This is a genomic window from Cellulomonas sp. JZ18, from assembly GCF_009720485.1.
Taxonomy (GTDB): domain Bacteria; phylum Actinomycetota; class Actinomycetes; order Actinomycetales; family Cellulomonadaceae; genus Cellulomonas.
The window spans coordinates 239779-264208 of record NZ_CP045245.1 but is presented as its reverse complement, the minus strand read 5'-3'; the positions used below and the strand labels follow the sequence as shown (position 1 = coordinate 264208).

The window sequence follows — 24430 nt, the reverse complement described above, 5'->3', positions numbered from 1 at the left end:
GCGGTGCCGCCCCGGCTCAGTCGAGCACCGCGGTCGCCTCCACCTCGACGAGCGCCACCGGCTCCGCGAGCGCGGCCACACCGATCCCGGTCAGCGGCGCGAGGACCGGCTGGCCGAGCCGGGCCGACGCCCGCGCGACCCCCTCGGCGAAGAGCGGCATCACCTCCGGCGTCAGGTCGACGGCGTAGACGCGCAGGCGTGCGACGTCGGCGAAGGTCGCACCGACCGACGCGAGCGCGGCGGCGACGTTGAGGTAGCACTGCTCGACCTGGGCCGCGAGGTCGCCCTCGCCGACGATCCGCCCGTCGGCGTCCCAGGCGAGCTGGCCGGCGACGGAGACGGTGCGCGCGCCGGTGGCGACGGACACCTGGCGGTACAGGTCGACGGTGACGAGAGCGTCGGGGTTCAGCAGGGACACGGGCACGTGCGCCTCCTCGGTGCGTCGTGACGGCGTCGCGGGGGGTCCGCGGGCCGGACCACCACCGTGCAGGGTTGACACTGGTGTCAACGTCAAGGCGGCGAACGGGAGGGTCGGGTGCGGATCGGGGAGGTCGCCGCGGCGACGGGGGTGTCGGCGCGGTCGCTGCGGCACTACGAGCGGCTCGGGCTCATCGCGTCCCGGCGCGAGCCGAACGGGTACCGCGACTACGACGAGGACACCGTCGTGCGCGTGCGGCAGATCCGGGGCCTGCTCGACAGCGGCATCCCGACACGCGTCATCGAGCGCATGCTCCCGTGCCTCGACGGCGGGCCGGACATCCACCCGGACGAGGCGACCCCCGAGCTGCTCGCCGGCCTCGAGCACGAGCGCGCGTCGCTCGACGCGCGCATCGCGACGCTCACGCGCAGCCGCGACGCGCTGAGCGACTACATCGCGCGGGTCTCGGTGGTGCGCGGGCCGCGCTGAGGCACCAGGCAGCGCTGCACCGGTGCGCGGTTCCCGCACGGCGGGCGCCCGAGCGTGCCCGTCGCCCCCAGCGTCTTGCCCCCTCCCGACGGGCCCCCTAGCGTCCCTCGGGACGGCTGCCGGACAGGTGGCCGACGGACACGTGGGGGGACCCGTGAAGGACGCTCGCGACGCCCGGCGGACCGGCCTGGCACTCGTCGGCCTCGGCATGCTGGCGCTCGCCGTCGCCGCGCAGCGACTGGCCGACGGGGTGTCGGGCGCGACCGTCGTCTTCGTCGTCGCGACGGTCGTCGCAGGTGTGTCGGCGACGACCGGCGGCCTCCTCGGCCTCCGTCAGGGTGTGCGCGGCAGGTCCCGCCGCTGACCCGTCACCGCCCCCGCAGTCGCTCCAGCTCGACGAGCGCCTGTACCACCGGCCCGGCGACGGTGACGTACATGACCACGAAGAACGCGCCGCCGACCAGCGTGAACCCGACGGCGTCGCGCGCCCCGCCCGGTGCCCGCAGCGCGCCGGTCACCTTGTGCACGAGCGACCCCGGGTGCAGGACGTCCCAGCTGTTCAGCCGCACGGACCGCCCGAGCCAGATGCCGAGCGCGACGAGCAGCATGAGCACGACGACCAGCGTCCGCGCCTCGGCGCCGGCCAGGGGCGCCGCGCGGTCGCCGAACCGCAGGAGCGTGTAGATCAGCTCGATCGACAGCACGTTGAGCACGGTGGTGAGCACGCCCGCCATGGCGAGGGTGAGGACCAGCAGCACGTCGTACCACTCGGGGACGCGCTCCCCCGGCCGGCGGTGGTTGAGGTTGAGCTCGGTCACGAGGTAGCCCGCGTTGGGCAGGAGCAGCAGCCACACGAGGGCGAGCACGACCGTGAGCACGACCGGGATCCACCGCGGGACGCCGAGCGCGAGCATCGGCAGCACCAGCAGGGCCGCCAGCACCAGGACGACGAGCGGGGCGACGGCCAGCACGAGGTTGAGCAGCATCGGCCGGTACAGCCGGGTCCCGAACAGCGGTGCGCGCCCGAGCACGAGCCCCACGGCGAGCACGTTCATGAGCAGGACACCGAGGATCAGGCTCGTGAGCACGTGCGCGTCCCTCCGCCGGAGGTCGGGTCCCGGCCATCCTCGCGGTGCGGGTGGCCGTCCCGCGAGCGGGCGCGCGTCGGACGCGGCCGCGGCCGGCCCGATGCCCTAGCGTCGCGGGCGGGCGCACCTGCGCCGGCGAGCGAGGGGGACGCGTGGACGACCGGCACCGGCTGCACCTCGCCCTCCTCGGCGCCGGCGTGCTGACCCTCGGCCTCGCGGGCCAGCGGCTGGCGCAGGGCGCGTCCGGCGCGCTCCTCGTCGTGCTCGTCGCGGCCGTGCTGGGCGGGGGCGCGGCGGTCGTGGTCGGGCTGCTCGGCCTGGTCTCGGCGGGCCGCGACGACTGACGGCGGGCGCGTCAGGACGCCGCGACCGCGTCCGCCACCTCCCGCAGCACCCCCACCCACGCGTCGGGCTCGACGCCGTACCGCGCCCCGAGGCGCACCACCACCACGTCCGTCACGGGGTCCACGTACACGAACTGCCCGTGGTTGCCGTGCCCGTAGAACCGGCCGTCGCGCTCGGTGTCGACCCACCAGAAGTACTGGTAGCGGGCGGCCGGGTCGGTGGTCGTGTCCGCGGCCGTCGCCTGCGCGACCCACGTGGAGGACACGACCTGCCGCCCGTCCACCGCGCCCTCGTGCGCCATCAGGTACCCCAGCCGGGCGTAGTCGAGCGCGGTCGCGTTGAACCCGCTCTCCATCTTGGCGAAGCCGTGGCGCACGCTGTCGACGCTCCAGGAGGCGTCGGCGCCCGCACCGAGCGGCTGCCACAGGACCTCGGAGGTGTACTCCGCGAGCGGACGGCCCGTCGCGCGCTCGAGCACCAGGCCGACCAGCAGCGGGTTGTAGTTGTTGTAGAGGAACGTCCGCCCCGGCTCCTGCGCGACGCGGGCGGACAGCGCGGTCGCCCGCAGGTCCGGGGAGTAGTACGTGACGCTGTCGTCGCTCCACGGCAGCCCCTGCTCCTCGTACGCCAGGCCGGAGGACATGGTCACGAGGTGGCGCAGGGTCACGTCCGCGAACCGCGGGTCGCGGTCGGCGAGCTCCGGCACGTACGCGGTCACCGGGTCGTCGAGGCTCCCGACGTCGCCGCGGTCGACCGCGATGCCGAGCACCGTCGCGAGCACCGACTTGGCGACGGAGAACGACGTCTGCAGGGTGGTGGCGGCCGACCCCGGGCCGTACTCCTCGACCAGGACGTCCGAGCCGCGCAGCACGACGAAGGCCGCGGTCCCGGTGTCCGCGAGCAGGGCGTCCAGCGTGCGGCCGTCCCGGGCGCGCACGCCGTCCAGCGCGCCGGGCGGCAGGGGCGCGTCCCGCAGGACGAGGCGGTCGTCCCCCGCGGCGACGGGGTGGGACGCGAACCGGTGCACGTCGCCCGTGTCCGCCTCCCGCCACGCGATCGCCCGCGCCGCCGCCGCGTCGTCGAGCATCACCTGGGCCCAGGCCCGGGTGCCGACGAGCGCCACCGCGACGACGACGAGCACGGACGCGAGCACGCGCAGCACACGTCCGCGCAGCAGCCGGCGCACCAGGACGACGCCGAGCACGGCGACGACCAGGGCGCCGACACCGACGAGCACGCCGACCAGCACGGGGACCTCCTCCACGGACGTCCGACAGCGTGCCACGGTCCGCCACCGCCGTCGGAGGCGGAAAAAGGTGTGCCGCTCACAGCGGGCGCGCCTACCGTCGTCGCGTGCTGATCTGACGCCTGCCCCGAGTCCCGACCCGACTCCCGCGCCCGTCGAGCGACCGCTCCGGGCGCCCGCAGGTGGTGATCGCATGACCCCCGTGCTGCGCGCACGCTCCCTCGTCCGCTCCTACGACGGCCGCACCGTGCTCGACGGCGTCGGCCTCGACGTCGACCCCGGGCACCGGCTCGGCGTCGTCGGCGAGAACGGCGTCGGCAAGTCGACCCTGCTGCGCCTGCTCGCCGGCCTCGAGGACCCCGACTCGGGCGGCGTCGTCCGGCCGCCCGACCTCGGCTTCCTCGGCCAGGAGCCGCTGCTCGACCTCACCGCGACCGTCGACGACGTCGTCGCCGCCGCGCTCGCCGGGGTGCGGGCCGTCGCCGACGCGCTCGAGCGGGCCGCGGCGGACCTCGCCGCCGACGGGCCGCAGGACGGCCGCGCCGACGACCGTGCCCAGGACCGTGCCCAGGACCGCGCCCACGACCGCGCCGAGGCCTACGCCGCCGCGCTCACCCGTGCCGAGCTCGCGGGGGTGTGGGACGCGGACCGGCGCGCCGACCTCGCGCTGGCGGGCCTCGGCCTCGGCGGCGTGGACCGCGGGCGCCCGGTGGGCACGCTGTCCGGCGGGCAGCGGTCCCGGCTCGCGCTGGCCGCGCTGCTGGTCCGGCAGCCCGCCGCCGTCCTGCTGGACGAGCCGACGAACCACCTCGACGACGACGCGGCGGAGTACCTGGCCGACGCGCTGCGCCGGCTGCCCGGTGCCGTGGTGCTCACGAGCCACGACCGGGTCTTCCTCGACGAGGTCTGCACCGGCGTGCTCGACCTCGACCCCGGGCTCACCGGGCCGGTCCTGCACGGCGGGACGTTCACCGACTACCTGCGGGCCCGGCGCGTCGCCCGCGAGCGGTGGGAGCAGCGGTACCGCGAGGAGCAGGACGAGCTGCGGGCGCTGCGGGTCGCGGTGCGCACCACGGCCCGGCGCGTGGGCCACGACCGGCCCATGGGCAACGAGGCGAAGCTGCCGTTCGACGCGAAGGGGCAGCGCGTCGAGCAGCAGGTGTCCCGCCGCGTGCGCGACGCGCGCCGCCGGCTGGAGACGCTGGAGGCCGAGCAGGTCCGGCGCCCGCCGGCCCCGCTGCGGTTCGCGATGCCCGCCCCGCGCCCGGCCCGCACGCCGGTCGTGCTGCAGGTGCGCGACGCCCGCGTGCCCGGACGGGTGCACGTGCCCGCGCTCGACGTGGGCGCGGGCACGTCGCTGCTCGTCACGGGCCCGAACGGCGCCGGCAAGTCGACGCTGCTGCACCTGCTCGCGGGCGACCTGGTCCCGGCCGGCGGGAGCGTGCGGCGCGCGGACGGGGTGGAGGTCGCGCTGCTGGAGCAGGACGTCGGCCTCACGGACGACGCGCGGACCCCGCGGGCCCTGTACGCCGCGGTCACCGCCGACCGGCCGGACGCGCCGCCGCTCGTCGAGCTCGGCCTCGTCGCACCGCGGGACGTGGACCGCCCGCTGCGGGAGCTGTCCGTCGGCCAGCGCCGGCGGGTCGTGCTCGCGCTGCTCGTCGCCCGGACGCCGCACGTGCTGCTGCTCGACGAGCCGACGAACCACGTGTCGGTCGCCCTGGCCGACGAGCTCGCCGACGCCCTGCGCACGGCGCCCGGCGCCGTGGTCGTCGCGACGCACGACCGCTGGCTGCGCCGCACGTGGCACGGGTCGCGCCTGGAGGTGCGCGACGGCGTGCTCGTGCCCGGGTGACTCGATCGGGTGGACGGGTGCGCGGCGGCGGGCCCGGCAGGGCATGCTGGGGGCCTGGGCGATTCGTCCGGATCGCCGACGCCGACGACGGGAGGGCACGTGCTCGACGCACCCTGGCCCCCGCCGCACGACGGCCCCCACCAGCCGCGGGACGCGCACGGGCCCGCCTGGTCCGACGACGTCCTGCGCCCCTCGCCCCCGCCCCCGGCCGCCGCGGCGTGGTGGCCCGCCGACGCCCCGCGCGGCGCGGCGCGACGCCACGCCGGTGAGGACGGCGGGCGCCCCGGGCCCGGCCCCCGTCCCGCCTCGACCCACCGGGGCGGGCTGCCCGAGGCGACGTGGCTGCCCGAGCCGGCCTGGATCCCGCAGCCGTCGCCCGCACCCGAGCAGCGCTGGACGCCCGAGCACGACTGGGTCGCGACGTTCGCCCGGCGCGACCCCGCCGTCGACGCCGCACCGCCCGCGCGTCGTCTCGCGCGCTGGCTCGTCGCGGGCGCCGTCGCCGTCGTCGTCGTCCCGCTCGCGGCCCTCGCGCTCGTCCTCGGGTCCTGACCCGCGGTTACCGTGGACGCGTGAGCGAGCAGGCCGTACCGGACCAGGAGCTGCGCACCGAGGGCGAGCGCCGTGCGGCGCAGGCCGTGGCCGCGGCGGGCATCCCCTACGAGCGCACCCGGCACGGGCGGGTCTCGTCGCTCGCCGAGGCGGCCGCCGCCCGCGGGATCGCGCCGCAGGACCTGCTGAAGACGCTCGTCGTGCGCCGCGGCGAGGACGACCACGTGCTCGTCCTGGTGCCGGGCGGGCGGACCATCGCGTGGCCGCGGCTGCGCGCGCTGCTCGGCGTGAACCGCGTGTCCATGCCCGACGCGGCCGCGGCGCTCGCGGCGACGGGGTACGAGCGCGGCACCATCACGCCGTTCGGCACGACCCGGCCGTGGCCGGTCGTCGCGGACGAGCGCGTCCGGGGGCACCGCGTGTCCGTCGGCGGCGGCGGGCACGGGGTGGGGTTCACGCTCGACGGCGACGACCTCGTGCGCGTCCTGGGGGCGACGGTCGCGGACGTGACCGACCCCGAGGGATGAGGCGCTGACCGGGGACGACGCCGCGGGGGCCGGTGCCGGCACGGCCGTGGCCGCCAGGTCCGTCGCCCGTGCGGGGAACGTCTGGGCGGTCCCCGGCGTTCGACGAGACGACCGAGGGGGCGAGAGGTAGCGTTGCGCCGCCGTCGAGCGGTCCAGCGACGCGCCGCCACGACGCACCGAACAGGAGAACGCACGCCCATGACGGAGCTGAGGGACGCGCCCGAGGTGGGCGACGTCGCACCCGTCCACGCGATCCGCGTCGAGGCGGAGGACGGCCGGGCCGTCGTGCGCCTGGTCGGCGAGATCGACGCCGCGCTGCGGGCCGAGGCGAGCGCCTCGATGGGGATGGCGCTCATGAGCGGCCTCCCGGTCGTCGTGGACGCCACGCAGGCGACCTTCGTGGACTCGTCCGGCGTCGCCTTCGTGCTGCAGCTGCACCTGGCCGCGTCCGAGGCCGGCATCCCGGTGACGCTGCGCGACCCGCACCGCGTGCTGCGCGAGGTGCTCGACATGGTCGGGCTGTCGGTCGTCATCCCGGACGACGAGGGCTGACGAGGGCCCACGTCACAGGCCCGGGGCGGCGGCCCCGGGCGCGGCGGGCGCGGGTGTGTCGGTGGCCGCCGTTACGTTGCCCGCATGCGGCTGCTGCACACCTCCGACTGGCACCTGGGCCGCACCCTGCACGGGGTGGACCTGCTGGACCACCAGGCGGCGTACCTGGACCACCTGGTGGAGGTCGTGCGCACCGAGGCGGTCGACGCCGTCGTCGTGGCCGGCGACGTGTACGACCGGGCCATCCCGCCGGTCGAGGCCGTGACCCTGCTGTCGGACGCGCTCGCGCGGCTCGCCGAGCACGCGACGGTCGTGGTCACCTCGGGCAACCACGACTCCGCCACCCGGCTGGGGTTCGGCGCCGCGCTCATGCGCGAGCGCGTACGGCTGCGCACGCACGTCGCGCGGCTCGCGGAGCCGGTCGTGCTGCCGGCCGACGGCGGCGACGTGCTCGTGTACGGGCTGCCCTACCTCGACCCGGACGCCGCGCGGGTCGCGCTCGGCGAGGACGGTCCGGACGGCGCGCGGGTGCCGCTCGCACGCTCCCACCAGGCGGTGACGGCGGCCGCCATGGCACGGGTGCGGGCGGACGCGGCGACCCGGAGCGGGGGCGCGCGGCCCCGGACCGTGGTGGCGGCGCACGCGTTCGTCGTGGGCGGCGAGGCGAGCGAGTCCGAGCGGGACATCCGGGTGGGCGGCGTGGACCACGTGACGGCCGACGTCTTCGCGGGCGCCGACTACGTGGCGCTGGGGCACCTGCACGGGCCGCAGGCCGTGCCCGGGCCGGACGGGACCGTGCTGCGGTACTCGGGCTCGCCGCTCGCGTACTCGTTCTCCGAGCTGCGCCACCGCAAGTCCTCCGTCCTCGTGGACCTGGGCGGGGACGCCCCCGTCACCGAGCTCGTGCCGGCACCCGTGCCGCGGCGCCTCGCCGAGGTCACGGGGACGCTCGAGGAGCTGCTGGGCGCCGCGGGCGAGCCGCACACGGACGCGTGGGTGCGGGTGACGGTCACGGACGCCGCCCGGCCGCCCGAGCTGTTCCGGCGGGTGCGCGAGCGGTTCCCGCACGCGCTCGTCGTGCACCACCGGCCCGAGAGCACCGGCCGGCCGACCGCGCGCGCGGCGCTGGTGACGTCGGCGGCCGACCCGGTCGACGTGGCGGCGGACTTCGTGACGCACGTGACCGGCGCCCCGCCCAGCGAGGCGGAGGTGCACGTGCTGCGGCGCGCGTACGAGCAGGTCCTCGCCGGCGAGCGGAGCGCCTGATGCACCTGCGCTCCCTCACGGTGCAGGCCGTCGGGCCGTTCGCCGCACGGCACACCGTCGACTTCGCCGCGCTCGGCGCCGCCGGGCTGTTCCTGCTCGAGGGGCCCACGGGCGCGGGCAAGTCGACCCTCATCGACGCCGTGGTGTTCGCGCTCTACGGCAAGGTCGCCAGCGCCGACGCGAGCGACGAGCGGCTGCGCTCGGCGTACGCCGCGCCGGACGTCGAGTCGGTCGTCGACCTCGTGTTCGAGGTGCCGTCGGGCGTCTACCGCGTGCGGCGCACGCCGGCGTACCAGCGGGCGAAGCGGCGGGGGTCCGGCACGACGACCGCCCAGGCGAGCGCGAGGCTGTGGCGGCTGCCGGCGGACGTCGACTGCACGGGCGGGCCGGACGCGCTCGACGCGGTCGGCGAGCTGGTCAGCGCGCGCCTCGACGAGGTGGGGCACGAGCTGCAGCGGGTGGTCGGGCTCGACCGCACCCAGTTCGTGCAGACGATCGTGCTGCCGCAGGGCGAGTTCGCGCGGTTCCTGCGCGCCAACCCGGAGGACCGTCGCGGCCTGCTGCAGAGGATCTTCGGCACGGCGGTGTACGAGCAGGTGCAGCAGCGTCTGGTGCACCTGCGACGTGAGGCGGAGCGGGGCGTGGAGTCGGCGCGCGGCGCGCTGCAGGCGGCGTCGGCCCAGCTCGTCGGGGCGTGCGGGCTCGACGCGACGGCGGCGCAGGAGCTGGGCGTCGCGCTGGCCGAGGCGGCCGGTGCCGCGGGCACCGGTGCGCAGGGGCCCGCGGCGCGGGTCGGGGCGGTCGTCGACGACGTGGTCGCGCGCCTGACCGCCACGGCGTCCGCGCTCGCCGCGGAGGCGTCGGCCGCCGCGGAGGCCTGCGACGCGGCGCGCCGCGCGCACGACGACGCCGTCGCGACCGCCGCCCTGCTGACGCGTCGCGCTGCCCTGCGGGCCGACCGGGACCGGCTCGAGGCCGGGCGCACCGACCACGATTCCGACGTGCTGCGGCTCGCCGCCGCCCGCGCGGCGGCCGCCGTCCGGCCGCTGCTGCTCGGCGCCGAGGACGCGGCCACGACGTGGGCCGGCGCGCGCAAGGCGCTCGTCGCGGTCGTCGACGCGGCACCGGACGACCTGCGTCCCGTGCCGGCGGTGCAGGACGCGCTCCGCGCGCCGGTCCCCACGCCGGGCGCGCTGGTGGCCGGTCGGGCCCCCACGGGGGACGACGGGTCCCGCGACGAGGGCGGGGCGCGCGACGCACTGTTCGGCGAGGACCTCGTCGTGCCGCAGGCCGGGGACCCGGCCGACGGCGGCACCGAGGCCGCGACGGGTGGCTGGCGCGCGCACGTGGCGGACGCGCGTGCCGCGGCGGCGGACGAGGCGGCGGCGCTGCGCCGGCTCGTGACGCTCGAGGAGCAGCTGGACGGGCTGCGCCGGGCCGTGCGCGGGGCCGCCGCGGCCGTCGACGACCTGCGCACCGAGGTCGCCACGCACGACGCCTGGGTCGCCGCGAGGCCGGACGCCCGCGCGGACCTCGTCGCGCGGCGCGACGCCGCCCGCGAGCACGGCGGGACCTGCGCGACGTGCGACGCGCAGGTCGCGGCGGCCGACCAGACCCTGCGCGACGTCACCGCCCTGCACGAGGCCGAGCGGGAGCACGCGCGCACGCAGGCGGTGCGGGCCGAGGCCGCGCGGCACGCGCACGCCGCGGTGAGCACGGAGGCGGCGCTGCGCACGGCACGGGTCGCCGGTCTCGCCGGTGAGCTGGCCGCCGGGCTCGGCGAGGGCGACGCCTGCCCGGTGTGCGGTGCGGTCGAGCACCCGAGCAAGGCGCCCCTCGACGCGGACCACGTCACGGCCGAGCGGGTCGCCGCCGCCGAGGAGGCCCGGGTCGCCGCCGAGCAGCGGCTCGCGGCCGCGAGCGCGGCCGAGGCGGCCGCGGCGGCGCGCGCGGCGTCCCTGCGCGAGCGCGTGGGCGACGTCGACGAGGGCACGGTGCGCGAGGCGCTCGCGGCCGCCCGCGCGGCGGCCGCCGCGGCGCGGGCCGCCGCCGCGGAGGCGGACCGCCTGGACGCGGAGCTCGACCGGTTCGACGCCGCGACGCAGGCCCGTCGCGAGCGGCGCGAGGAGCAGGCACGCCAGGTCGCCGCGGCGGAGGCGGCGCTCGACGCGCAGCGCGACGCGCTGGACCGCGCCGAGGTCGAGGTGGTCGAGGGCCGCGGCACGCACCCGACGGTCGCGGCACGGCACACCGCCCTGGCCGCCCGCGCGGACGTCGCGCAGGACCTGCTGGACGCGCTCACGGCCGAGCGCGCCGCGGCGCAGGACGCCGAGCGGCGGTACGCGGAGCTGGAGGCCGCGCTGGCCGAGCACGGCGTGCCCGACGCCCGGACGGCACGGGAGGCGTGGCTCGCGCCCGGCGCGCTCGCCGCTCTCGAGCGGGACGTGCGCCGCTGGGAGCAGGAGTCGGCGCGCGTGGCCGACGGTCTCGCGGACCCCGCCCTGCAGGAGCTGGCGGAGGACGCGACGGCGGACGTGGAGGGCGCGCGTGCCGCCGAGCGTGCCGCACGTGCCGCGGCCGACGACCTCGCCGGCCGTGCGCGGGTCGCGGGCGCGCGCGCGGACGCCGCCCGGGGCGCGGGCGACACGGTGCGGACCGCGGCCCGGGTGCTCGAGGAGCGGGCGGCCGAGGCGGTGCCGGTGGCGCGCATGGCGGGCCTGGCGGCCGGCACGGGCGGGGACAACGCGCACGCGCTCTCCCTCGCCACCTACGTCCTGGCCCGCCGCTTCGAGGACGTGGTCGACGCGGCCAACGACCGGCTGCGCGTCATGTCGGACGGCCGCTACGAGCTCGCCCGCAGCGACACCAAGGAGGACGTGCGCACGCGCACGACGGGGCTGTCCATGCGCGTGGTCGACCACCGCACCGAGCAGGCGCGCGACCCGCGCACCCTGTCCGGCGGCGAGACGTTCTACGTGTCGCTGTGCCTCGCGCTCGGCATGGCGGACGTCGTCACCGCGGAGGCGGGCGGCGTCGAGCTCGGCACGCTGTTCGTGGACGAGGGCTTCGGCACGCTCGACCCGCACGTCCTGGACCAGGTCCTCGCCGAGCTCGGCCGGCTGCGCGCCGGGGGGCGGGTGGTCGGCGTGGTGTCGCACGTCGAGGCCCTCAAGCAGTCGGTCGCGGACCGGATCGAGGTGCGGCCGACCCCCTCGGGCCCGAGCACCCTCACGGTGCTCGCGGGCTGAGGGGACGCCCCGCGGGGCGCACTCCCGTCCGCGTCACCACGTCCAGCCGCGGGAGGCGAGCTCCACCTCCTCCCGGAACCGCTCCGCCGGGTCGCCCGTGGCCGCCGGGCGCACCTCGACGCCCGCCATCCGGCACGCCTCCGCGAGCAGCTGGTCGTACGCGAGCTGCGAGGCGATGATCCGCTCGGCGCGCGCGAACGTCCGCTGGTCCTCCTCGAGGCGGCGCACGTGGTTCGCGACGACGCCCAGCCGCTCCTGCACCCGCAGCGTGCTGAACGGGTCCTCGGGCACGCGACGCTCGCGCCGCAGCCGCGCCGCCAGCCGCTCGAGCCGCCCGGCGAGGGCCGTCCGCCACCGCGGCGGCTCCTCGGCCGAGGGGATCAGCGACCAGACGGCCCACAGCAGCACCGTCGGTGCGGCGGCGCACAGCAGGAGGAGTGCCCAGGTCATCGCGCGTCCCTCGTGGTCCCCTCCAGGGTAGGCCCCGGTTGTGACCTGGACCACACCAGCGGTGGTCTCGTCCCCGAGCGCGGGTCCCGTCCGGCGGGCCCGGCCGCCGGCGGCCGACCGGCGCCCGGCGGGCGTACCCCGTACCGTGAGCGCGCGCACAGCGGACAGGAGGGTCATGGGAGCCAGGAGAGCGCTGACCGGCACGGTCGTCACGCTCGTCGTCGTCGCCGGTGCCGCCGTGGTCGCGGACCGCGTCGCCGTGGGCGTCGCCGAGGACCGCGCCGCCGACGTCGTCACCGAGCAGCTCGACGTCAGCGGAAGGCCCGAGGTGACCATCCACGGGTTCCCGTTCCTCACGCAGCTGCTCGGGCGCTCGCTCGACGACGTCGACGCCGCGGCCGACGGCATCACGCTCGAGGGCGTCGACGCGACCGACGTGCGGGTGCACGCGCGCGACGTCGGCCTGGTCGCGCCGTACACGGTCGGCGACGCGCGCGTCGAGGCGACGCTGCCGCCCGCGTCGCTCGAGCGCGTCCTCGCGGACCGCACCGGCCTCGACGTCACGCTCACCGTGGACGGCGACGCCCTGCGCGCGTCCGGCGAGGTGCTCGGCCTCGACCTGTCCGCGGCGCTCGTGCCCCGCGTCGAGGACGGCACCCTGCTCGTCGACCTCGCCGACGTCGCCCTCGGCGAGCGCAGGCTCGACGTGGCCGACCTGCCCGGCGGGCTCGGCAGGGCCGTCAGCGACGTCCCCGTGCCGGTCGAGGGCCTGCCGGACGGCGTCGTGCTGACGTCGGCCGCCGTGGTCCCCGACGGCGTGCGCGTGAGCGCCCGCGGCACCGACGTCGTCCTGCCCGAGGCGCCGTGAGCGCCGCGCACGCCGCCGGCGCGTCCCTCGTGGACGCCCTGCCGGTGCTCGCCGCCGCCGCCCCCGACGCGCCCGCCCGGCTCGCGGACTGGTGGACCCAGGTCACGACCCCGCAGCCCGCGCCCGCGCGCACGACCGTGCTCGTCGTGGGCGCGGTCGTCCTCGTCGCGCTCACCGTGCCGGGCGTGTGGCACCTGCTGCGGCACGGGCTGACGATCGTGCACGAGGCGGGGCACGCCGCCGTGGCGGTGCTCGTGGGACGCCGGCTCAGCGGCATCCGCGTGCACTCCGACACCTCCGGCCTCACCGTCTCGCGCGGGAGGCCGCGCGGTCCCGGCATGGTGGCGACGGTCGCGGCCGGCTACCCGGCGCCCGCGGTGCTCGGCGTGGCCGCCGCGTGGCTGCTCTCCCGGGGGTACGCGGTGGGCGTGCTCTGGCTGCTGCTGCTCGTCGTCGTGCTCGTGCTGCTGCAGATCCGCAACTGGTACGGGCTGTGGGCGGTGCTCGTGAGCGCGGCCGTGCTCGTCGGGGTGACGGGGTGGGCGCCGGCCGCCGTGCAGACCGTCGTGGCCGCCGCGCTCACGTGGTTCTTCCTGCTCGGCGCACCGCGCGCGGTGCTGGAGATGCAGGCCCAGCGCCGGCGGCTGCGCGGGCGGGGCGCGCGCGACCAGTCCGACGCCGGGCTGCTCGCGGGCCTCACCCGGCTGCCCGCGCTGGTGTGGGTGGGCGTGCTGCTGCTCGTGTGCGGCGCGCTGCTCGCGGTGGGCGGAGCGTGGCTGCTGGCGGCCTGGCCGGCCTGACGCCCTGACCTCCGGGCGCCCGACGCGGTCGTCTGCGGGAGGATCGGCCCATGAGCGCACCCGGGGGGCAGGCGACGGACGCGCCCGCACCGGACGCGACGCCCACGCCCACCGACGCGAGCCCGACCGCGACCCCGACGGCGACGCCGACCCCGGTCCCGACCGCCTCGCCCACGCCCACGTCCACGACGCCGGCGGCGACCGACGCGCCCACCACGAGCCCCGGACCGTCGACCGCGCCGACGACGACCACCGCGCCGGCGACGCCCACGCCGACGCCCGTCCCCACGCTCGGACCGGCCCCGTCCCCCTCCGAGCCGGCGACGGTCGTGCCCTGGTCGCGGGAGCCGGCGGTGACGACGTCGAGCCTGCCGGGCGGGTGGTCCTGGCGGCCGTGCTCGTGCTGCTGGCGACGGCCGCCGCGCTCGTGCTCCTGCACCGCCGGACACGGCGCGCGGCGGGCGGGTCCCTCGCGGCCGCGGGACCGGGCGCCGTCGGCACCGGCGGGGCCGCGGGCCCGGACACCGCCGTGACCCAGGTCCTGCCGCCGGTGCTCCCGCCCTCCCCGCCCGCACCGACGGCGGACCCCGCGGCGACGATGGACTTCCTGCTCACGATCGGCGAGGCCCTGACCGACGCGAGCGCGCCGGTCGTGCAGGTCGAGCGGACGCTCGAGCGCATCGCGGCGGTCAACGGCGTGCCCGGCGTCGCGGTCGTCGCGCTGCCCACGGCGCTCGTCGTCTCCGCACCCGGCGGCAGCACGGCCCAGACGGTCGCGTCGAGCGCCGGCAGCCGGCCCCTGCGGCTGCACCAGGTGGCGGACGTGCTCCGCGTCGCCGACGCCGCCGAGGTCGGTCGCGTCGGCCCGGCCGAGGGGACCGCCCGCATCCGGCAGGCCCTCGAGGCGGCACCGCTCTACGGCGCCGCGAGCCGCGTGCTCGGCTACGTCGCGTCGTCGGCGGGACTCGCGCTGATCCTGGGCGGCGGGGTCGTCGACGTCCTCGTGGCGGCCGTGCTCGGTGCCGGCGTCGCGGGCCTGCAGGTCGCGGCGGCACGGCTGCCGGCGGCCTACCAGGCGCTGCTCGTGCTGCTCAGCGCGTTCCTGGTGTCCACCGCCGTGTTCGCGCTCTCGCGGACCGGCCTCGACCTGTCCCCGCTCGCCCCGCTCGCGGCGCCGCTCGTGACGTTCCTGCCGGGCGCGCTGCTCACCACCGCGGCGATCGACCTCGCGACCCGCCAGATGATCGCCGGCTCCGCACGGCTCGCCGCCGGGGCGATGCAGCTGGTCCTGCTGGCGCTGGGGATCACGGCGGCGGGGGCGCTCGTCGGTGTGCCCGCGACCACGGTCGGCGCGGCGGCCGCGCAGCCGCTCGGGTGGGTGGGCCCGTGGGTCGGCGTGCTCGTGTACGGCTGCGGGGTCGTCCTGCACAACTGCGCCCCGCGCGACGCGCTGCCGTGGATCCTGCTCGTGCTGGTCGTGGCCTACGCGGGTCAGCTCGTGGGCGGGCTGCTGCTCGGCGGGGTGCCGTCGGCGTTCGTCGGGGCGTTCGCCATGACGGTCGTCGCGATGTACGCCGCGACGCGGCCGACCGGCCCGCCGACGCTCGTCGGCTTCCTGCCGGGGTTCTGGCTGCTCGTGCCCGGGCGCTGTCGCTCGTGGGCGTCACGTCGGCGCTCGCGGCGGACTCGCTCGCGCTGAGCACGGTCGTCACGGCGGGCGCCACGATGGTGACGATCTCGCTCGGTGTGCTCACGGGGATCGCCGTCGGCTCGGCGGTGGCGCGCCGCACCGGGAGCGGGGGCCCGTCGTGGTGACGCGCACGCGGGGCGGGCGACGGCCCGTCAGCCCTCCGGGACCACCGCGCAGCGGTCGATCTCGCGTGCGAGCGCGTCCTTCTCCGCACGGGTGACCCACAGGCCGTACCCGTGCTTCACGGCGACCTGGCGCAGCGCGTACACGCAGCGGTACCCCTTCTCGGGCGGCAGCCACGTCGCGGCGTCCCCGGCACCCTTCTGCTGGTTGGCACGCCCCTGGACCGCCTGCAGGTTGGCCGGGTCGTTCGCGAACCGCTCGCGCTGCTCCGGCGTCCAGGCCTGCGCGCCCTTCTGCCACGCGTCCGCGAGCGCGACGACGTGGTCGACCTGCACCTCGGACGACCGCTCGCCCCGCTCGAAGTCGATCGTCGTGCCGGTGTAGACGTCGTGCAGCGTGCCCGTCAGCACGACGCAGTCCCGCGTACCGGGCTTCGTGGTGATGTCGACGAGGTCGCGCGCGAGCACGTCGTTGCGGGTGTCGCAGCCGTTGCGGTCCGTGTCCGCCCACGCCTGCCCGAACTCCTCCCGCTCGTACCCGGTCCTCGGCGCGCGCCCCTTCACGGGAAGCTCCGCGAGCTGGGCGCGCCCCGTCGCGACGTCCGCCGCCGTCACCGGGAACCGGGCGGCCGCCCGCGCATCGAGCCACACCGGCCCGCCGAGCCCCGCCGCGACGGCGAGCACCAGCACGACCACCCAGGGCGCGCGGCTGCGCCGCCGGCGGCGCGGACGGTCGGGCAGCACGTCGAGCAGGGGGGTCACGGGCGGTGAGCATGCCGGACGGGTCCGACAACGTGCGCGACGACCCGCCGCGGCTGGGGACGACGGTCGCTCCGGCGTCCCGGCTGGCCGCGGGTCGCCGTGCTCGGGAACACCCCGCGCGTGCCGGCCGAGCGCGGTGGACGCCGACGCCCGGTCCTACTCCCCCGTGCCCACGTCCTCCGGCAGCGCCTCGTGCCCGGCGCGCCCGTGCGTGCGGTTCCGCTCCTTCAGCTGCGCCTCGTACACGTGCCGGCGCCCCGCCATGAGCTCGTCCCGCAGGCGCTGCTCGGCCTCGCGGAACCGCGCGTGGTAGCCGGCGTCGAAGTCCTCGACGACCTGGAACGTCCAGCGTCCGGCCAGCACGTTCGCACCCAGGACGTCGGCGCGGACGCGTTCGGCGAGCTCGGCGTGCCCGGCGGCCTCGAGCTTGTCGAGCGCCCGGCCCAGCTCGATGTCGCCCTGGCCGATGAGGCGGTGGAACTCGTAGAGGACGCCGCGAGCGTGCTCGATGACCTCGAGGGCGGCCGTCACGCCGCCGACGGCCTCGACGGTCGCGTCGTCCACGCCGTCGGGCGCGCGGTGCGCGTCGTCGGGACCGTCGCCCGCCGAGCGGGGGCTGCCGGCGGGGCGGCCCGCCACGTCGTCCTCGTCGAGGGGCCCGACGGACCCGTCCTGCTGCGTCATGCCGCCATGCTGCCCGCGCCCGCGGGCCCCCGCCCGCCGGACCCGGGCACGCCGCCCGCCGTCGTCGCGGACGTCCGGCACGTGGACGCCGTCGGACCGCCGGGGCCGGGGAGCGACGTCGGTTGGCCGGACGTCCCGCGGTCCGACATGCTCGTCCGCAGGTGCCGACGACGGGCCGCAGGTCCGCGGTCCCGCACGCCGTCGGCACGGCACGACGGAGGGGAACACCACCATGACCCACGACGGCACGGCGACCGGCCGCCCGGTCGGCACGGCGCCCGGCCCGCGCGGCATCCTGCGCCGCAAGTCGGTCGAGGCGTCGCTCGCCTCGATCGACGACCCGGAGCGGCAGCTGCGCCGGTCGCTCACCGCCTGGGACCTCGCCGTGCTCGGCGTGGCCGTCGCGGTCGGCGCGGGCATCTTCTCGGTCGGGGCCACCGCGGCCGCGAACTACGCCGGCCCCGGCGTCATCGTCTCGTTCGTCATCGCCTCGGTCGTCTGCGGCCTGGCCATCATGTGCTACGCCGAGTTCGCCTCGACGCTGCCGGTCGCCGGGTCGGCGTACACGTACTCCTACGCGACCATGGGCGAGCTCGTCGCGTGGATCATCGGCTGGGACCTGATCCTCGAGATGCTGCTCGCGTCGGCCGTGATCGCGAAGTTCTGGGGCGTGTACCTGTCCGACGCGTTCGGGCTGCTCGGGTTCGACCTGCCCACCACCGTCACGGTGCTGGGCGCGGAGGTGTCGTGGGCGCCGATGCTCATCGTCGCCGTGTTCACGGCGCTGCTGGCGATCGGCACGCGCCTGAGCACGCGCGTGAACAGCGTGTTCACGATCCTCAAGGTCGGCATCACGGTCTTCGTCATCGTCGCCGGCTTCTTCTACGTCAAGGCCGAGAACTGGTCGCCGTTCGTGCCGCCGTCGGAGCCCGCCGCGGCCGGCACGAGCGGTCTGCACCAGCCGCTGACCGGCTTCCTGCTCGGCTTCGAGCCCTCGACCTACGGCGTCATGGGCATCCTGTCCGGCGCCGCGCTCGTGTTCTTCGCGTTCATCGGCTTCGACGTCGTCGCGACCACCGCGGAGGAGACGAAGGACCCGCAGCGCGCCGTCCCGCGCGGCATCCTCGGCGGCCTCGTGCTCGTGACGATCCTGTACGTGCTCGTGACCGTCGTGGTCACCGGCATGGTCAGCTACACCGAGCTCGCCCAGGAGGACAGCCCGTCGCTGACCACCGCGTTCGTGCTCGTCGGCGCCGACTGGGCCGGGCGCATCATCTCCATCGGCATCCTCGTCGGCCTGACCAGCGTGCTCATGGTCCTCATGCTCGGCCTCACGCGCGTCGTCTTCGCGATGAGCCGCGACGGCCTGCTGCCGCGCGGCATGTCGAAGACCTCGCCGCGCTTCAGGACGCCGTTCTGGCTGCAGATCGGCGCGGGCGTCGTCATCGCGCTCATCGCGGGCCTGTCCCGGGTCGAGGCGCTCGAGGAGATGATCAACATCGGCACGCTGTCGGCGTTCGTGCTGGTGAGCTTCGCGGTGCCGCTGCTGCGCCGCGCGCGCCCCGACCTGAAGCGCGGCTTCCGCGTGCCGTGGTCGCCGGTGCTGCCGATCGTCTCGGGCCTGGCGTGCATCTGGCTGATGCTCAACCTGACCACCCTCACCTGGGTGCGGTTCCTCGCGTGGCTCGCCGCCGGCGTGGTCATCTACTTCGTGTACTCCTACCGGCACTCGCTGGTCGGCCGGGGCGCGTCCGCCCCCACGCTCACGCAGGACGCGGACCGGGCCTGACCCGCGGCGGCACCGAGGGGGCCACGCGGTGGCGGAGCACCGGGCGTCGGCCGGCGGTCGCGACGAGCGCCTGCTCGTCGAGACCGCCGGCGCGTGGCGTGCCTGGCTCGCCGCGCACCACGCGACGAGCCCCGGTGTGTGGGTGGTGCGCTGGAAGCCGTCGTCCGGGCGCCCGGTGCTCGACTACGAGCCGCTCGTGGAGGAGGCGCTCGCCGTCGGCTGGATCGACGGGACGCAGCGCACCGTCGACGCCGAGCGCACCGAGATGTGGTTCACGCGCCGCCGCCCCGGCAGCGGGTGGTCACGCCTGACCAAGGAGCGGCTCGCACGCGTGGAGGCGTCGGGCCGGATGACGGACGCCGGACGCGCGGTGATCGAGGCGGCGCAGGCGGACGGCTCGTGGACCATGTACGACGAGGCGGAGGCGGGCGTCGTCCCGGACGACCTCGCCGCCGCGCTGGCCGCCGACGCCGCGGCGGGCGCCGGGTGGCGCCGCCTCACGCCGGGGGTGCAGCGCGCGCAGCTGCGCTGGCTCGCGGAGGCCCGCCGCGCCGAGACCCGGGCGGGCCGGGTCGCCCGCATCGCGTCCGCCGCCGCGGGCGGCCGCAGCGCGCGCTGACCCGGGTCCCCGCTCCCTCGTCGGCCCGTGGCGCGTCCGTGGCCGGCCGGCGCGTGAAGCGTTGCGGACTCCTGGCGTCCGCAACGCTTCACGGCACCGGCACCGGCACCGGCACCGGCACCGGCACCGGCGTCAGTCGACGGGGGTGAGCACGAAGACGGGGATCTCGCGGTCCGTGCGCGTCGCGTAGTCGTCGTACGCGGGCCACGTCGCGACCGCGCGCGCCCACCACGCCGCACGCTCCTCGCCGGTCACCAGGCGCGCGTGGTAGTCGCGCCGCACGGGGCCGTCCTGCAGCTCCACGCGCGGGTGCGCGACGATGTTGTGGAACCACGTGGGGTGCTCGGGCGCGCCGCCCTTGGACGCCACGACGGCGTACTCGCCCTCGTGCTCGACGCGCATGAGCGGGATCTTGCGGAGCTTGCCGCTCGTCGCGCCGACGGTCGTCAGCACGATGACGGGGCGACCGTTCAGCGTGTTCCCCTCCGCGCCGCCGGTCCGCTCGAAGAGCTCGGCCTGCTCGCGCGCGAAGTCGTTCGGGCTGGGTGCGTACTCACCGGTGAGAGGCATGCCCGTCCCAACGCCGGCCGCAGGCCCTCCGATTCCCGACCGCACCACTGCCCCTCGGCAGGCGCCCGCGCCCGTCCACGTGCTGCACGTCGCGTGCGGGTGCGCGGGCACCGGGGCGGCGGTGGGATGGACGCATGGCGCTGCCCGTCCTGCCCTCCTCCCCCGTCGCCGACCCCGCGGCCGTCGTCCAGGGCGACCGCTGGCGCATCACGGTCCTCACCGAGGGCCTCGTCCGGCTGGAGCGCGCCGAGGACGGCGTCTTCGAGGACCGGGCGTCCACGTTCGCGCTGCACCGCGCGCTGCCCGTGCCCGAGTTCCGCGTCATGGACCAGGGCACGCACGTCGAGGTCGTCACGTCCCGGCTGCGCCTGACGTACGACACGGGGCCGTTCACGACGAGCGGCCTGTCGGTCGCCGTCCTCGGCGCGGTGACGAGCTGGCACTCGGTGTGGCGGTACGGGCAGGACGACGACGGCGCGAACCTCGGCGGGACGGCGCGCACGCTCGACGAGGCGGACGGCGCGATCCCGCTCGAGCCCGGTGTGGCCTCCCGGCACGGGTTCGCGGTGGTCGACGACTCGCGGTCGCTGCTGCTCACCGAGGACGGCTGGGTCGCCCCGCGCGACGGCAGCCGCACGGACCTGTACGTCTTCGCGTACGGGCACGACCACGCGGAGGCCGTCCGCGCGCTGTACGCGGTGTCGGGGCCGCAGCCGGTGCTGCCCCGCTGGGCGCTGGGCAACTGGTGGAGCCGCTACCACCGGTACTCCGCGCAGGAGTACCTCGACCTGCTCGCGCGGTTCCGGGCCGCCGGGCTGCCGTTCTCGGTCGCGGTGCTCGACATGGACTGGCACGTCACGGACGTCGACCCGGCGGTCGGCAGCGGCTGGACCGGGTACACCTGGGACCGGGACCTGTTCCCGGACCCCGCGGCGTTCCTCGCGGACGTCCACGCCCGCGGGCTGCGGGTCACCCTGAACGTGCACCCGGCGGACGGCGTCGGCCCGCACGAGGAGGCGTACGCGGCGATGTGCCACGCGCTGGGCCTCGACCCGGCGGCGCGCGAGCCGATCGCCTTCGACGTGGCCGACGAGGCGTTCCTCACCGCGTACCTCGAGGTGCTGCACCGCGAGCTCGAGGCCGACGGCGTCGACTTCTGGTGGATCGACTGGCAGCAGGGCGCGCACTCGCGCGTCGCGGGCGTCGACCCGCTGTGGATGCTCAACCACTTCCACTTCCTCGACTCCGGGCACGACGGACGCCGGCCGTTGACGTTCTCGCGCTACGCCGGACCGGGTTCGCACCGCTACCCGGTGGGCTTCTCGGGCGACGCGGTGGTGTCGTGGGCGTCCCTGGCCTTCCAGCCCCACTTCACCGCGACGGCCGCGAACATCGGCTACGGGTGGTGGAGCCACGACATCGGCGGGCACATGTTCGGGGCGAAGGACGACGAGCTCGCGACGCGGTGGGTCCAGCTCGGCTGCTTCTCGCCGGTGCTGCGGCTGCACTCGTCGAACAACCCCTTCATGACGAAGGAGCCGTGGGCGTACGCGCCCGAGCACGAGGCCGTGCAGACGCGGTACCTGCGGCTGCGGCACCGGCTCGTGCCCTACCTGCACACGATGAACCACCGCGCCGCACGCGAGGGCGTGCCCCTCGTGACGCCGGCGTACCACCGCTGGCCGCGGCACCGGGAGGCGTACGAGGTGCCCGGGCAGCTCGTGCTCGGCTCGCAGCTGCTGGTCGCACCGGTCACGCAGCCGCGGGACCGCGCGTCGATGACGGGTGCGGTGCGGGCGTGGCTGCCCGACGGGGTGTGGGTCGACGTCCTCGACGGCCTCGTCTACGACGGCGGGCGCGAGATGGTCCTGCACCGCGACCTGGCGGGGGTTCCCGTGCTCGCGCCGGCCGGTGCGCTCGTCCCGCTCGACGCCGCGGACGTGCCGGGCGACGACCCGGTCGAGCCCACGGCGCTCGAGGTGCTGGTCGTCGTCGGCGCGGACGGCGCGTTCACGCTCGTCGAGGACGACGGCACGGGCGACGGGCTCGACGACGCGCACGTGGCGCGCACCCCGCTGGCGTGGGACCAGGCCGGCGGTGTCCTCACCGTCGGCCCCGCGGACGGCGCCACCGCGTTCCTGCCGCCGGCCCGGACGTGGACCGCGACGTTCGTGTCGGTGGCGGACGCGGTCGCGCCGGCCGCGTCCGTCGAGGGCGCTCCGGTCGATCCCGCGGTCGCGCGCACCGCGGACGGGCACCTGCGCGTCACGGTCGCCGACGTGCCGGTGGGTGCCGTCCTGCGCCTCGGCCTCGGCCCGGCACCCGCGCTGTGCGCGAACGACGTCGCGGGGCGCGTGCACCGGCTGCTCGACGCGGCGCAGGTCGGCTACGAGCTCAAGAGCCGCCTGCTCGACGTGCTGACGTCGGACCGGCCCCTGCACGTCCGGCTCTCGCACCTGGCGGCCCTGCCCGTCCCGGCGGCGCTGCGGGAGGCGCTGGAGGAGGTCGTCCTGGCCCGCGTCCCCTGACGCCGCGTGCCGGCGGACCCGGCGGTGGGGGTCGTCCCCGTGGCCGGTGATCCGGACATTCGGTACCGTCGACGTGCTCCACGTCACACCCACGACACAGCGCGGCGCCGCGCCCGGGCCGCCCCGCGCCGGCACGGGCGCGCGTCGCACCCGTCCCGTCCAGGTCGACCTCCACGTCGTGAGCAGCACGGCGTCCACCCGATCGGAGCACCATGTCGCACCCCACGGCCGACCCCGTCGTCTCCGCAGTCCCCTACCAGGTGCTGGACGTGGGCGGGCAGCCGCCGCGTGCGCTCGGCGACTTCACCGGCACCCTGACGATGCGCGTCCACGGCGCCACCGGCGAGCACCTCGTCTGCGGGCAGGGCACCGCCGCGGACCACCACGCCGTCGTGCAGGAGAAGACCGGCGACGGCACGGGCAAGGACGTCCGCCGCTGGCGCGTGGCCGCGGACGGCGACGGCTTCGTCGCGATCTCCGGCTGACGCCGGGGCGACCGCGCACCCCGGTCCGCGAGCGCACCCCGCGTACCCGCGCGCCCTCGCACCGCGGGGGCGGCGGGCGGACGAGGCCGGGACGGGGACCAGTGCGCACCGCGGCCGCGCTCGTAGGGTGAACCGGTGAGCGAGTACGCGATGACGGGGTTCCGGGTGCGCGAGCACCGCGTCGAGGTGCCCGTCGACCGGGCCGACCCGCACCGCTTCGGCTCCCTCGAGGTGTTCGCGCGCGAGATCGTCGACCCGGAGAAGGACCGCGACGACCTGCCGCTCGTGCTGTTCCTGCAGGGCGGGCCGGGCGGCGCGGCCCCGCGGCCGATGCCCGCGGGAGGCTGGTGGTCCGCGCTGCTGCCCACCCACCGCGTGGTGCTGCTCGACCAGCGCGGCACCGGCCGCTCGGGACGCGTGGACGGGACCGACGTCGCGGCCCTCGCCGACGCCGCCACGGCCGCGGACTACCTCGCCTGCTTCCGCGCGGACGCGGTCGTCGAGGACGCGGAGGCGCTGCGGCACGCCGTGTACGGCGGGCGGCGGTGGACGACGCTCGGGCAGTCGTACGGCGGGTTCCTCACGCTGACGTACCTGTCCCGGCACCCGGAGGCGCTCGAGGCGTGCTGGGTCACGGGCGGCCTGCCGCCGGTCGGCGCGAGCGCGGAGGACGTCTACGCGGCGACCTACCCCCGGCAGGAGGCGCGCAACCGCGCGTTCGCGCGCGCCCACCCGGACGACGTCGCGCTGCTCGGCCGTCTCGCGGACCGGGTCGCGGCCGGCGGCGTCATGCTGCCCACGGGCGAGGAGCTGACGGTCGAGCGCCTGCAGACCCTGGGCATGCCGCTGGGCATGAGCACGGGCGTGGACGAGCTGCACTGGCTGCTCGACACCGCGCTCGACCGCCGCGGCGAGCCCGCGCACGGGTTCCTGGCCGAGGTGGCGCGGCGCACCGGCTTCGACGCCAACCCCCTGTACGTGGTGCTGCAGGAGGTCATCTACCACTCCGGCCCGCGCGAGCCCGGCTGGGCGGCGGCCGGCGAGCACGCGCGGCGCCCGGCGTTCGCCCCGGACGCCCGGCCGCTGCTGCTCACCGGGGAGACGGTCTTCCCGTGGATGTACGAGCAGGTGGCGGCGCTGCGCCCGTTCCGCGCCGCCGCCGAGGCGCTCGCGGCACGCGACGAGTGGCCGGAGCTCTACGACGCCGACCGCCTGGCGGCGAACGACGTGCCGGTCGCGGCGGTGCAGTACGTCGACGACCCGTACGTCGACCTCGACCTCGCGCTGCGCACCGCCGACGGGCTCGGGAACGCGCAGGTGTGGATCACGAACGAGTACCTGCACGACGGCCTGCGCGTCGCGGGCGACGTGATCCTCCCGCGGCTGCGGGACCTCACCGCGGGACGCTGGAGCGTGACGGGGCGCTGACGGGACGCTGACGGCGCCGGCCCGCGCTCACCCGGCGGGCCGGCTCCCG

General features: G+C 77.1%; 25 protein-coding genes. 18 read left to right on the top strand and 7 right to left on the bottom strand.

Annotation, left to right across the window (positions count from 1 at the left end):
* Positions 1–16 precede the first annotated feature (16 nt).
* The gene (locus GC089_RS01215) at positions 17–424 is read right to left on the bottom strand and encodes a RidA family protein (RefSeq protein ID WP_155376148.1); all 408 of its coding nucleotides are present in this window, start codon (positions 422–424) and stop codon (positions 17–19) included.
* Between the two features lie 111 nt (positions 425–535).
* Between GC089_RS01215 and GC089_RS01210 the strand changes: the two genes are divergently transcribed.
* Positions 536–907, top strand: coding sequence for a MerR family transcriptional regulator (locus GC089_RS01210; protein WP_155376147.1), 372 nt, complete (start codon positions 536–538; stop codon positions 905–907).
* Between the two features lie 154 nt (positions 908–1061).
* The gene (locus tag GC089_RS01205) at positions 1062–1271 is read left to right on the top strand and encodes a hypothetical protein (RefSeq protein ID WP_155376146.1); all 210 of its coding nucleotides are present in this window, start codon (positions 1062–1064) and stop codon (positions 1269–1271) included.
* A gap of 4 nt (positions 1272–1275) precedes the next feature.
* Here GC089_RS01205 and GC089_RS01200 read toward each other — a convergent pair whose 3' ends face one another.
* Positions 1276–1995: a DUF1361 domain-containing protein gene (locus GC089_RS01200; protein WP_155376145.1), complete on the bottom strand. Its 720-nt coding sequence runs from the start codon at positions 1993–1995 to the stop codon at positions 1276–1278.
* Between the two features lie 152 nt (positions 1996–2147).
* On the opposite strand from GC089_RS01200, the gene GC089_RS01195 reads away from it, so the two are divergent.
* Positions 2148–2339, top strand: coding sequence for a hypothetical protein (locus tag GC089_RS01195; protein ID WP_155376144.1), 192 nt, complete (start codon positions 2148–2150; stop codon positions 2337–2339).
* An 11-nt stretch (positions 2340–2350) separates the two neighbouring features.
* On the opposite strand, the gene GC089_RS01190 is transcribed toward GC089_RS01195, so the two are convergent.
* Complete coding sequence (locus tag GC089_RS01190; protein ID WP_230684977.1) at positions 2351–3589, bottom strand: serine hydrolase; 1239 nt, start codon at positions 3587–3589, stop codon at positions 2351–2353.
* Positions 3590–3779: 190 nt separating this feature from the next.
* On the opposite strand from GC089_RS01190, the gene GC089_RS01185 reads away from it, so the two are divergent.
* From GC089_RS01185 to GC089_RS01160, 6 genes are all read left to right on the top strand, one after another.
* Entirely contained in the window at positions 3780–5441 is a 1662-nt protein-coding gene (locus tag GC089_RS01185; protein WP_155376142.1) for an ABC-F family ATP-binding cassette domain-containing protein, read from the top strand.
* 99 nt (positions 5442–5540) lie between these two features.
* Complete coding sequence (locus GC089_RS01180; RefSeq protein WP_155376141.1) at positions 5541–5993, top strand: hypothetical protein; 453 nt, start codon at positions 5541–5543, stop codon at positions 5991–5993.
* Positions 5994–6013: 20 nt separating this feature from the next.
* Positions 6014–6520 carry an aminoacyl-tRNA deacylase gene (locus GC089_RS01175; protein WP_230684976.1) on the top strand — a complete coding sequence of 169 codons (507 nt, stop codon included), beginning with the start codon at positions 6014–6016 and terminating at the stop codon, positions 6518–6520.
* Positions 6521–6718: 198 nt separating this feature from the next.
* Complete coding sequence (locus GC089_RS01170) at positions 6719–7072, top strand: STAS domain-containing protein (RefSeq protein WP_155376140.1); 354 nt, start codon at positions 6719–6721, stop codon at positions 7070–7072.
* Between the two features lie 84 nt (positions 7073–7156).
* Positions 7157–8338 (top strand): exonuclease SbcCD subunit D, encoded by a 1182-nt coding sequence (locus GC089_RS01165; protein WP_155376139.1) that lies wholly within the window; start codon positions 7157–7159, stop codon positions 8336–8338.
* Positions 8338–11586 carry an AAA family ATPase gene (locus GC089_RS01160; protein ID WP_155376138.1) on the top strand — a complete coding sequence of 1083 codons (3249 nt, stop codon included), beginning with the start codon at positions 8338–8340 and terminating at the stop codon, positions 11584–11586. Before GC089_RS01165 ends, GC089_RS01160 begins: the two co-directional genes overlap by 1 nt.
* Before the next feature lie 33 nt (positions 11587–11619).
* Here GC089_RS01160 and GC089_RS01155 read toward each other — a convergent pair whose 3' ends face one another.
* Positions 11620–12036 carry a hypothetical protein gene (locus tag GC089_RS01155; protein WP_155376137.1) on the bottom strand — a complete coding sequence of 139 codons (417 nt, stop codon included), beginning with the start codon at positions 12034–12036 and terminating at the stop codon, positions 11620–11622.
* 175 nt (positions 12037–12211) lie between these two features.
* Here GC089_RS01155 and GC089_RS01150 point away from each other — a divergent pair, with 175 nt between their 5' ends.
* From GC089_RS01150 to GC089_RS01135, 4 genes are all read left to right on the top strand, one after another.
* Positions 12212–12904 (top strand): DUF2993 domain-containing protein, encoded by a 693-nt coding sequence (locus GC089_RS01150; protein WP_155376136.1) that lies wholly within the window; start codon positions 12212–12214, stop codon positions 12902–12904.
* Positions 12901–13704 (top strand): M50 family metallopeptidase, encoded by an 804-nt coding sequence (locus tag GC089_RS01145; RefSeq protein ID WP_370514044.1) that lies wholly within the window; start codon positions 12901–12903, stop codon positions 13702–13704. Before GC089_RS01150 ends, GC089_RS01145 begins: the two co-directional genes overlap by 4 nt.
* Before the next feature lie 379 nt (positions 13705–14083).
* A complete protein-coding gene (locus GC089_RS01140; protein ID WP_155376135.1) occupies positions 14084–15403 on the top strand; it encodes a threonine/serine exporter ThrE family protein in 1320 nt (439 codons plus the stop codon).
* The gene (locus GC089_RS01135) at positions 15361–15519 is read left to right on the top strand and encodes a hypothetical protein (protein ID WP_155376134.1); all 159 of its coding nucleotides are present in this window, start codon (positions 15361–15363) and stop codon (positions 15517–15519) included. Before GC089_RS01140 ends, GC089_RS01135 begins: the two co-directional genes overlap by 43 nt.
* Before the next feature lie 27 nt (positions 15520–15546).
* On the opposite strand, the gene GC089_RS01130 is transcribed toward GC089_RS01135, so the two are convergent.
* Both GC089_RS01130 and GC089_RS01125 read right to left on the bottom strand, forming a co-directional pair.
* Positions 15547–16278: an HNH endonuclease family protein gene (locus GC089_RS01130; RefSeq protein ID WP_155376133.1), complete on the bottom strand. Its 732-nt coding sequence runs from the start codon at positions 16276–16278 to the stop codon at positions 15547–15549.
* A gap of 156 nt (positions 16279–16434) precedes the next feature.
* On the bottom strand, positions 16435–16962 hold the full coding sequence (locus GC089_RS01125; protein ID WP_230684975.1) for a hypothetical protein: 528 nt from the start codon (positions 16960–16962) through the stop codon (positions 16435–16437).
* Positions 16963–17194: 232 nt separating this feature from the next.
* Between GC089_RS01125 and GC089_RS01120 the strand changes: the two genes are divergently transcribed.
* Together GC089_RS01120 and GC089_RS01115 are read left to right on the top strand one after the other, a co-directional pair.
* On the top strand, positions 17195–18751 hold the full coding sequence (locus tag GC089_RS01120) for an amino acid permease (RefSeq protein WP_155376132.1): 1557 nt from the start codon (positions 17195–17197) through the stop codon (positions 18749–18751).
* A 28-nt stretch (positions 18752–18779) separates the two neighbouring features.
* Complete coding sequence (locus GC089_RS01115; RefSeq protein ID WP_155376131.1) at positions 18780–19370, top strand: YdeI family protein; 591 nt, start codon at positions 18780–18782, stop codon at positions 19368–19370.
* Between the two features lie 132 nt (positions 19371–19502).
* Here the strand turns inward: GC089_RS01115 and GC089_RS01110 are convergent, their stop codons facing one another.
* Positions 19503–19940, bottom strand: coding sequence for a nitroreductase family deazaflavin-dependent oxidoreductase (locus GC089_RS01110; RefSeq protein WP_155376130.1), 438 nt, complete (start codon positions 19938–19940; stop codon positions 19503–19505).
* 134 nt (positions 19941–20074) lie between these two features.
* Here GC089_RS01110 and GC089_RS01105 point away from each other — a divergent pair, with 134 nt between their 5' ends.
* From GC089_RS01105 to GC089_RS01095, 3 genes are all read left to right on the top strand, one after another.
* Positions 20075–22468 carry a glycoside hydrolase family 31 protein gene (locus GC089_RS01105; RefSeq protein ID WP_155376129.1) on the top strand — a complete coding sequence of 798 codons (2394 nt, stop codon included), beginning with the start codon at positions 20075–20077 and terminating at the stop codon, positions 22466–22468.
* Positions 22469–22680: 212 nt separating this feature from the next.
* Entirely contained in the window at positions 22681–22953 is a 273-nt protein-coding gene (locus GC089_RS01100) for a hypothetical protein (protein ID WP_155376128.1), read from the top strand.
* Between the two features lie 150 nt (positions 22954–23103).
* Positions 23104–24381, top strand: coding sequence for an alpha/beta fold hydrolase (locus tag GC089_RS01095; protein ID WP_155378852.1), 1278 nt, complete (start codon positions 23104–23106; stop codon positions 24379–24381).
* The last annotated feature ends 49 nt before the right edge of the window (positions 24382–24430 follow it).

What these genes read in the sequence shown, in the direction of transcription:
- GC089_RS01125 (WP_230684975.1), bottom strand. Translation starts at nt 16,962, where the DNA reads ATGACGCAGCAGGACGGGTCCGTCGGGCCCCTCGACGAGGACGACGTG.
- GC089_RS01100 (WP_155376128.1), top strand. Translation starts at nt 22,681, where the DNA reads ATGTCGCACCCCACGGCCGACCCCGTCGTCTCCGCAGTCCCCTACCAG.
- GC089_RS01110 (WP_155376130.1), bottom strand. Translation starts at nt 19,940, where the DNA reads ATGCCTCTCACCGGTGAGTACGCACCCAGCCCGAACGACTTCGCGCGC.
- GC089_RS01120 (WP_155376132.1), top strand. Translation starts at nt 17,195, where the DNA reads ATGACCCACGACGGCACGGCGACCGGCCGCCCGGTCGGCACGGCGCCC.
- GC089_RS01160 (WP_155376138.1), top strand. Translation starts at nt 8,338, where the DNA reads ATGCACCTGCGCTCCCTCACGGTGCAGGCCGTCGGGCCGTTCGCCGCA.
- GC089_RS01165 (WP_155376139.1), top strand. Translation starts at nt 7,157, where the DNA reads ATGCGGCTGCTGCACACCTCCGACTGGCACCTGGGCCGCACCCTGCAC.
- GC089_RS01185 (WP_155376142.1), top strand. Translation starts at nt 3,780, where the DNA reads ATGACCCCCGTGCTGCGCGCACGCTCCCTCGTCCGCTCCTACGACGGC.
- GC089_RS01170 (WP_155376140.1), top strand. Translation starts at nt 6,719, where the DNA reads ATGACGGAGCTGAGGGACGCGCCCGAGGTGGGCGACGTCGCACCCGTC.
- GC089_RS01150 (WP_155376136.1), top strand. Translation starts at nt 12,212, where the DNA reads ATGGGAGCCAGGAGAGCGCTGACCGGCACGGTCGTCACGCTCGTCGTC.
- GC089_RS01155 (WP_155376137.1), bottom strand. Translation starts at nt 12,036, where the DNA reads ATGACCTGGGCACTCCTCCTGCTGTGCGCCGCCGCACCGACGGTGCTG.
- GC089_RS01095 (WP_155378852.1), top strand. Translation starts at nt 23,104, where the DNA reads ATGACGGGGTTCCGGGTGCGCGAGCACCGCGTCGAGGTGCCCGTCGAC.
- GC089_RS01105 (WP_155376129.1), top strand. Translation starts at nt 20,075, where the DNA reads ATGGCGCTGCCCGTCCTGCCCTCCTCCCCCGTCGCCGACCCCGCGGCC.